Annotated in this window: 8 protein-coding genes and 2 pseudogenes; 5 read left to right on the top strand and 5 right to left on the bottom strand. The window is 63.3% G+C overall.

Features of this window, described 5'->3' with window-relative positions; all coding sequences use genetic code 11:
* From PE067_RS03290 to PE067_RS03305, 4 genes and pseudogenes are all read left to right on the top strand, one after another.
* Positions 1–209 (top strand): annotated as a pseudogene (locus tag PE067_RS03290) (3-phosphoglycerate dehydrogenase); the annotation flags it as partial.
* Positions 202–642, top strand: coding sequence for a Gfo/Idh/MocA family oxidoreductase (locus PE067_RS03295; protein ID WP_276187828.1), 441 nt, complete (start codon positions 202–204; stop codon positions 640–642). The pseudogene PE067_RS03290 and the gene PE067_RS03295, both read left to right, overlap by 8 nt.
* Complete coding sequence (locus PE067_RS03300; RefSeq protein WP_276187829.1) at positions 552–1325, top strand: Gfo/Idh/MocA family oxidoreductase; 774 nt, start codon at positions 552–554, stop codon at positions 1323–1325. The genes PE067_RS03295 and PE067_RS03300 overlap by 91 nt, the downstream gene beginning before the upstream one ends.
* Positions 1326–1414: 89 nt before the next feature.
* Positions 1415–2377: a MurR/RpiR family transcriptional regulator gene (locus PE067_RS03305; protein ID WP_276187830.1), complete on the top strand. Its 963-nt coding sequence runs from the start codon at positions 1415–1417 to the stop codon at positions 2375–2377.
* Positions 2378–2412: 35 nt separating this feature from the next.
* On the opposite strand, the gene PE067_RS03310 is transcribed toward PE067_RS03305, so the two are convergent.
* The 4 genes and pseudogenes from PE067_RS03310 to PE067_RS03325 form a co-directional block, all read right to left on the bottom strand.
* The gene (locus PE067_RS03310) at positions 2413–2946 is read right to left on the bottom strand and encodes an ABC transporter permease (protein WP_276187831.1); all 534 of its coding nucleotides are present in this window, start codon (positions 2944–2946) and stop codon (positions 2413–2415) included.
* Entirely contained in the window at positions 2829–3353 is a 525-nt protein-coding gene (locus PE067_RS03315) for an ABC transporter permease (RefSeq protein ID WP_276187832.1), read from the bottom strand. The genes PE067_RS03310 and PE067_RS03315 overlap by 118 nt, the downstream gene beginning before the upstream one ends.
* Positions 3287–3895 carry an ATP-binding cassette domain-containing protein gene (locus PE067_RS03320; RefSeq protein ID WP_276187833.1) on the bottom strand — a complete coding sequence of 203 codons (609 nt, stop codon included), beginning with the start codon at positions 3893–3895 and terminating at the stop codon, positions 3287–3289. The genes PE067_RS03315 and PE067_RS03320 overlap by 67 nt, the downstream gene beginning before the upstream one ends.
* A 157-nt stretch (positions 3896–4052) precedes the next feature.
* Positions 4053–4763, bottom strand: a pseudogene (locus PE067_RS03325) (ATP-binding cassette domain-containing protein); the annotation flags it as partial.
* Between the two features lie 88 nt (positions 4764–4851).
* Between PE067_RS03325 and PE067_RS03330 the strand changes: the two are divergent.
* Positions 4852–5022, top strand: a complete 171-nt coding sequence (locus PE067_RS03330; protein WP_276187835.1) for a hypothetical protein — start codon at positions 4852–4854, stop codon at positions 5020–5022.
* 36 nt (positions 5023–5058) lie between these two features.
* On the opposite strand, the gene PE067_RS03335 is transcribed toward PE067_RS03330, so the two are convergent.
* On the bottom strand, positions 5059–5997 hold the full coding sequence (locus PE067_RS03335) for a sugar ABC transporter substrate-binding protein (protein ID WP_276187834.1): 939 nt from the start codon (positions 5995–5997) through the stop codon (positions 5059–5061).
* Positions 5998–6601 lie beyond the last annotated feature (604 nt).

The following is a 6601-nucleotide window of genomic DNA, read 5'->3' on the forward strand; positions in this document are numbered from 1 at the left end:
CGGGGATCGACGTCTTCGACGACGAACCGCCGACCGATGCCAACCCGCTGCTGTCGCCGGACAATACCATCCTGTCGCCCCATATCGCCGGGCTGACCCGCGAATGCGGCGAACGCATGGCCATCGCCTCGATCCGGAATGCCATCGGCTATCTGGACGGTTCCATCGACCCGGCGCTTGTCGTCAACAAAGAGTCCCTGCATGTCTGACAAACCCAAATTGCGCATCGGCCTGATCGGCACAGGCTTCATGGGCAAGGCCCATGTCTTCGGCTTTGCCGCAGCGCCCAAGGTCTTTGACCTGCCTTATGACATCGAATTGCACACAGTCGCCGATGTCACCGAACAGGCGGCGCAGGCCGCCGCGCGGGCGATGGGCTTTGCCCATGCGACGACCGACTGGCGGCGGCTGATCGACGATCCCGCAATCGACGTGATCGACATCACCGCCCCGAATGCGCTGCACAAGGATATGGCGCTGGCCGCGATTGCGGCGGGCAAGCATGTCTATTGCGAAAAGCCGCTGGCGCCCTGGCCTCGGACGCGCGCGAAATGGCCGACGCCGCCGAGGCGGCGGGGATCAGGACGCAGGTCGGGTTCAACTATCTGTGCAACCCGATGCTGCGGCTGGCCCGCGACATGATCGCGGCGGGCGAGCTGGGCGAGATCCGTGGCTATCGCGGCCTGCATGCCGAGGATTACATGGCCGATCCCAACGGTCCATGGACCTTCCGCCACGATCCGGCGGGGGGCGGCGCGCTGGCCGATATCGGCAGCCATGCGCTGGCCACGGCGGAATATCTGCTGGGTCCGATCACCTCGGTCATGGGCGATTGCGTCACGCTGATCGGCCACCGCCCGGACGGGCAGGGCGGCATCCGCGCGGTTCAGGTCGATGATGTCGGCCGCGCCTTTCTGCGCTTTGCCAATGGCGCGCAAGGCTCGGTCGAAGGGAACTGGATCGCCACCGGCCGCAAGATGCAGCATGATTTCGAGGTCTACGGCAGCAAGGGCGCGCTGGCCTTCAGTCAGGAACGGTTCAACGAGCTGCATTTCTACGCGACCGCCGACGCCCCCGGACGGCGCGGCTTCCGCCGGATCGAGGCCGCGCCCGATCACGAACCCTATGGCCGTTTCTGCGTCGCGCCCGGCCATCAGATCGGCTTCAACGACCTCAAGGCCATCGAGGTCGCGGGCTATGTCCGCGCCATCGCCGGGCTGGAACCCGAGCCGTTCAATTTCCGCAAGGGGCTGGGCATCCAGACGCTGGTCGAAACCATCCATGCCTCGTCCCGCGCGGGGGGCTGGCTGGAGGTGCCGGCCTGACCACCCGTCGCGGCGGCAATCGTTTTGGGGCTGGCCGTCTTGCAATTTTCATTGCAAGACTGGTCCTGTCCACAGCCGAGGAAAAAGCCATGACCGATATCAAGCCCCCCGCTGATTATGAAGAATTGATCCGGCTGATCCACGACCGCCACAGCCAGATGAGCAAGACCTATCAGCGCATCTCGGTCTATCTGACCCAGAACCCGAACGATGTCGCGGTGAATTCGGTAAATTCCATCGCCGAACGCTGTGGTATCCATGCCTCCAGCTTCGTGCGTTTCGCGCAATCGCTTGGCTATCGGGGGTTCAAGGAATTGCAGGCGCTGTTTCAAAAGCGTCTGGCCATCACCGCGCCGGGTTTCGAGGCCCGCGTCAAGGCGCTGGAAACCGAGTTGGACACCAGCGGCGAAAGCGGCGATCTGGGTTACCTGAGCGAATTGGTGGTGCGCGATATCGCCTCGCTGCAGGGGTTGCTGGAAGATGTCACAGAGGCCGATCTCGCGCTGGCGGCCGATCTGATCTACAAGGCCGATACCGTCTACCTGCTGGGCCAGATGCGGTCGGCGCCGGTGGCGGATCTGATCTGCTATGTGCTGACCATGCTGGGCAAACGCTGCATCCTGCTGGATCGCGCGGGCGGGATTTCGACCTATATCGCGCGCACCATCACGGAACGCGACCTGCTGATGGCGGTGTCGTTCCGGTTCTATGCCAAAGAGGTCGTGAACATCGCCGAAGAACTGGGCGAGCGTGGCATCGACATCGTCGCGATCACCGACAGCACCCTGTCGCCGCTTGCGAAATCGGCGCGGGTGCTGTTTGCGGTGCCGGAACATGATTACACGTTTTCGCGGCTGCTGGCGGGCGCCGATGTGTCTGGCGCAGGCGCTGGCGGTATCGGTCGCGTCGCGCGGCTGCAGAACGAACGCACGTGCACCGCGCATTCCGACCGTGACCGGAACCTGGAGGGCGCATTCACCTGTCCGCCCACCCGTCCGCCCCATACAAGACGACCGGAACAAGACGACCTGGGTCAGCCTTTCTGGGCTTGATCCGGGCCGGGCGTCCTGGACGGCGCGGGGATGGCTCAGGACTTCTTGGAACGGGCCTTCTGGCGATAGACATCGGCCACGACGGCGGCGACGATGATGAAGCCTTTGACGATTTCCTGATAACAGGCATCGACCCGCAGAAAGGTGAAACCGGACATCATCAGCCCCAGGATCAGCGTGCCGATCACCGTGCCAAAGATCTTGCCGCGCCCCCCGGCCAGCGATGTGCCGCCGATCACGGCCGCCGCGATCGCGTCCAGTTCATACATGATCCCCATGCCGGCCTGCGCGGTTTCGGCGCGGGCGGCGGTGACGATGCCGGCCAGACCCGACAGCAGGCCAGCGGCGGCATAGACCTTGACCAGATGGTTCTGGACATTGATCCCCGACACCCGCGCGGCCTGCGGGTTCGCCCCGATGGCATAGGTGTATTTGCCGTAGCGGGTGTATTTCAGCAGGATGTGAAAGACGACGGCGACCGCCAGAAAGATGAAGACCGGCCATGCCCCGATCCGATCATGGCGAAATTGTCGCTTGGAAAGGAAATCGGCTGGCCCTTGGTATACCATTTCGCGATGCCGCGCGCTGTCACCATCATGCCAAGCGTCGCGATAAAGGGCGGGATGCCGGTGCGCGCGATCAGCTGGCCGTTGATGACGCCGGCCAGCAGCCCGACCCCCAGACCAATCGCCAGCGGCACGATCACCGGCAGCCCGGTCAGGGCGGGATAGACCGCGCGGTCGTAGCCCGCCGCCTGCGCAAAGCTCATGGCGATCATCGCGGTCATCGCCACGACCGAACCGGAACTGAGGTCGATGCCCCCGGTGATGATGACCTGCGTCACCCCGATCGCGATGATGCCGACGACCGAAACCTGCAGGATCATGATCGTCAGGCGCTGCGGATCCATCAGGAAGCTTTGCCCCTGCGTGATCCAGCCCAGTATTTCGAAAATCGCGGCCACCCCGAACAGCACCAGCAGGATGCTGAGATCCTGCGGAATGCCGCGCCGGGCGCGGTCGGGGTTCGATCTGAACGCTTTCCATAAGAAACTCCTCGATTCCGGCGCCGTTGACGCCTTGCGGCCCAACGCGCCGCCAGTTCCATGATTTTGACCTGATCGGCATCGTCGCGGTTCAGGATGCCGGTCATGTGACCTTCGTGCATGACCATGATGCGGTCGGACATGCCCAGCACCTCGGGCAGTTCGGACGAGATCATGATGACCGCCACGCCCTGTCCCGCCAGCCGCGAAATCAGCCGGTGGATTTCCGCCTTGGCGCCGACGTCGATGCCGCGCGTCGGTTCGTCCAGGATCAGGATGCGCGGATTGGTCAGCAGCCAGCGCGCGATCAGCACCTTCTGCTGGTTGCCGCCGGACAGGTTTTCGATCCGCTCCTGCATGTTGGGGGTCTTGACGCGCAGCGCGGATTTCATTTCGTCGCACAGGCGGCTGACCTCGCGCTGTTCGACGAAGCCGCGATTGACATTGCGGTCGTGCAGCATGGCGATCTGCATGTTTTCCAGAATGGACAGTTGCAGAAAGCAGCCGGTGTCCTTGCGGTCCTCGGTCAGGAAAGGCCATGCCTTCGCGCATGGCGACGGCGGGCGATGTGACGGCGACCTCGCGCCCGTCGATGCGGATCCTGCCCGACGTGGCCGGGGTGACGCCAAACAGCGCCTCGGCCACGTTCGAACGCCCCGAGCCGACCAGACCGGCGATGCCGAGGATTTCGCCGCGCCGCAGATCAAAGCTGATATCGCGAAAGACGCCCTCGACCGTCAGCCCGTCGACCGACATCACCACCTCGCCGATCCCGGCGGGTTCCTTGGGGAACATGTCGGTGATTTCGCGGCCGACCATCATGCGGATGATATCATCGCGGGTGACATCGGCGCTGGCATGGGTGCCGACATAGGCGCCATCGCGAAAGACGGAAAACTCATCCGCGATATCAAACAGTTCGTTCATCTTGTGGGTGATATAGACGATGCCGATGCCGCGCTCTTTCAGGCTGCGGATGATGTCGAACAGGTGGCTGACCTCGGTTTCGGTCAGGGCCGATGTCGGTTCGTCCATGATAAGCACGTCGGATCTGTAGCTGACGGCCTTGGCGATCTCGACCATCTGGCGCTGCGCCACGGTCAGGAAACGTACCTCGGATTTCGGGTCGATGCGGATGCGCAACCGGTCGAACAGGTCCTGCGTGCGCTGAAACATCGCGGCATGGTCGATGATGCCGAAACGGTTGGTCGGCTCGCGCCGGATCCAGATGTTTTCGGCAACCGTCATGAAGGGCATCAGCGCCAGTTCCTGATGGATCATGGCGATGCCGCGCTCCAGCGCGTCCAGCGGCCCGGCAAAGCTGACATCCTCGCCGCGCAGGCGTGATGCTGCCGCGGTCGGGCGTGTAAATCCCCGCGATGATTTTCATCAGCGTCGATTTGCCCGCGCCGTTTTCGCCCATCAGCGCATGGACGGTGCCACGGCGCAGGCGGAACTGCACATCATTCAGCGCCACCACGCCGGGGAATTCCTTGCGGATGCCGCTGATTTCCAGCAGCGTATCGCCGCGCTGCGCCTTGTAACGGTCGACGGCTTTCAGGGTGGTATCGGAAATCATCCCTCATCCCTCCTTGTCTGAGGAAGGCGGGCGGCAGGCTGCCGCCGCGCAGCCGGATCAGTTTTTCGTCTTGTAATCCGCGACCTTGTCGGGCGTGACCAGTTCAAAGGGCACGGTCACCAGCGGCTCGAATTCCTCGCCCCGCGCGATTTTCAGCACCGTGTCCAGCGCGCCCTGACCCTGACCCCGTGCCGATTGATAGACGGTCAGGTCCAGATCGCCCGCCTCCATCGAGGCCAGCGCGTCCTGCGTCGCATCGACGCCCGCGACGATCACGTCATCCATGCCGATCCCGGCCGATTTCAGCGCCTGAATCGCGCCAAGCGCCATTTCGTCGTTATTGGCGATCACCGCATTCGGTTTCATCCCCGATGTGATCCAGTTGGTCATCAGGTCCAGCGCGGGGGTGCGCATCCAGTTGGCGGTCTGCGCATCCAGCACCTTGATGCCGCTGCATTCATCCGATGCCAGAACCTCCTCGGTGGCCTTGGTGCGGCCGCGCTGGCCGGTGGTGCCCAGTTGCCCCATCAGGATCACGGCTTCGCCCTGACCGTTCAGCAGGCGACAGACCTCGGTGGTTTCTAGACGCCCGGCCTCTTCCTCGTCCGAGCCGACCCAGGCCTGTTTTTCGGGGAAGGTCTCGACCCCGGCGGGCAGCATGTTGACAAAGACCAGCGGGATGCCCGCCTGATCGGCCATGCGCGACATGGCGCGGCCGGAATCGGCATCGACCAGCATCATGATGACCCCATCGACCCCGGCCGCGATGAAGTTTTCAAGCTGCGACTGCTGGCGGGCGATATCGCCCTGCGCATCCTCCATCTGGACCTCGACGCCGATGTCATTGGCATGGGCCTGGATGTTCTGGCGCAGCACGGTCAGGAAATTGTCGTCGAACAGCGACATGGCGACGCCGATCTTTTCGGCGCTGGCGGCGGTCGTCATGCCGCCGGCGATCAGGGTGCCGAATGCGGCGGCGGTCAGCAATTTCTTCACGGTCTCTCCTCCATGTTGTTGTGGCCGGATGGTGCGGCCATGCGCCCGATTGCGTCGGGCGGGTCGGCGTTCGGATGCCGGGGCATGGGGGATCGGGCATGACAATGCCTGCGCGGAAAACATATCCCGCGGGAAAGCTGCGCCTTTGTGCCGATCGCGCCGCCCGGCGCCCCTGAGCGGCGGCACCGCGAACGGAACCGCCTGTTCTGCAAGGCCCGGATGGGTCGATCCGGCCTCCCTGAGAACAAGCATTACACCTGCCGCAACAGCATTGCAGCAAAAATTGCTATTATTAATTATAGCAATTAATCCTTGCATTGCCGGGCGTGCTGCGACCGGGCGGGCGGGGTGCTGCGGGATGGCGATCCGGGCGCCGCGATCGTTCAACCCGGCAACCAGCGCATTGCTGTCGATGGCCTTGTCGGCGATCAAGCCATCGAAGGCGATGCCCTCGATCAGCGGCGAAGGCATCTCGCAAACGAAGGCTCAAGACCCTCGGCAGCCTCACGCCTTATGAATACATCTGCAAGATCTGGACAGGTGCTGTCACACGAGTATGGAAGTCGTTCTTTAACCTTAGCAATACGTAACTGAACGAAGTACA

The sequence above is a fragment of the Paracoccus sp. DMF-8 genome (assembly GCF_029309835.1).
Classification (GTDB): Bacteria; Pseudomonadota; Alphaproteobacteria; order Rhodobacterales; family Rhodobacteraceae; genus Paracoccus.

What these genes read in the sequence shown, in the direction of transcription:
- PE067_RS03330 (WP_276187835.1), top strand. Translation starts at nt 4,852, where the DNA reads ATGGACGGTGCCACGGCGCAGGCGGAACTGCACATCATTCAGCGCCAC.
- PE067_RS03300 (WP_276187829.1), top strand. Translation starts at nt 552, where the DNA reads ATGGCCGACGCCGCCGAGGCGGCGGGGATCAGGACGCAGGTCGGGTTC.
- PE067_RS03310 (WP_276187831.1), bottom strand. Translation starts at nt 2,946, where the DNA reads ATGGTATACCAAGGGCCAGCCGATTTCCTTTCCAAGCGACAATTTCGC.
- PE067_RS03320 (WP_276187833.1), bottom strand. Translation starts at nt 3,895, where the DNA reads ATGCAGATCGCCATGCTGCACGACCGCAATGTCAATCGCGGCTTCGTC.
- PE067_RS03305 (WP_276187830.1), top strand. Translation starts at nt 1,415, where the DNA reads ATGACCGATATCAAGCCCCCCGCTGATTATGAAGAATTGATCCGGCTG.
- PE067_RS03295 (WP_276187828.1), top strand. Translation starts at nt 202, where the DNA reads ATGTCTGACAAACCCAAATTGCGCATCGGCCTGATCGGCACAGGCTTC.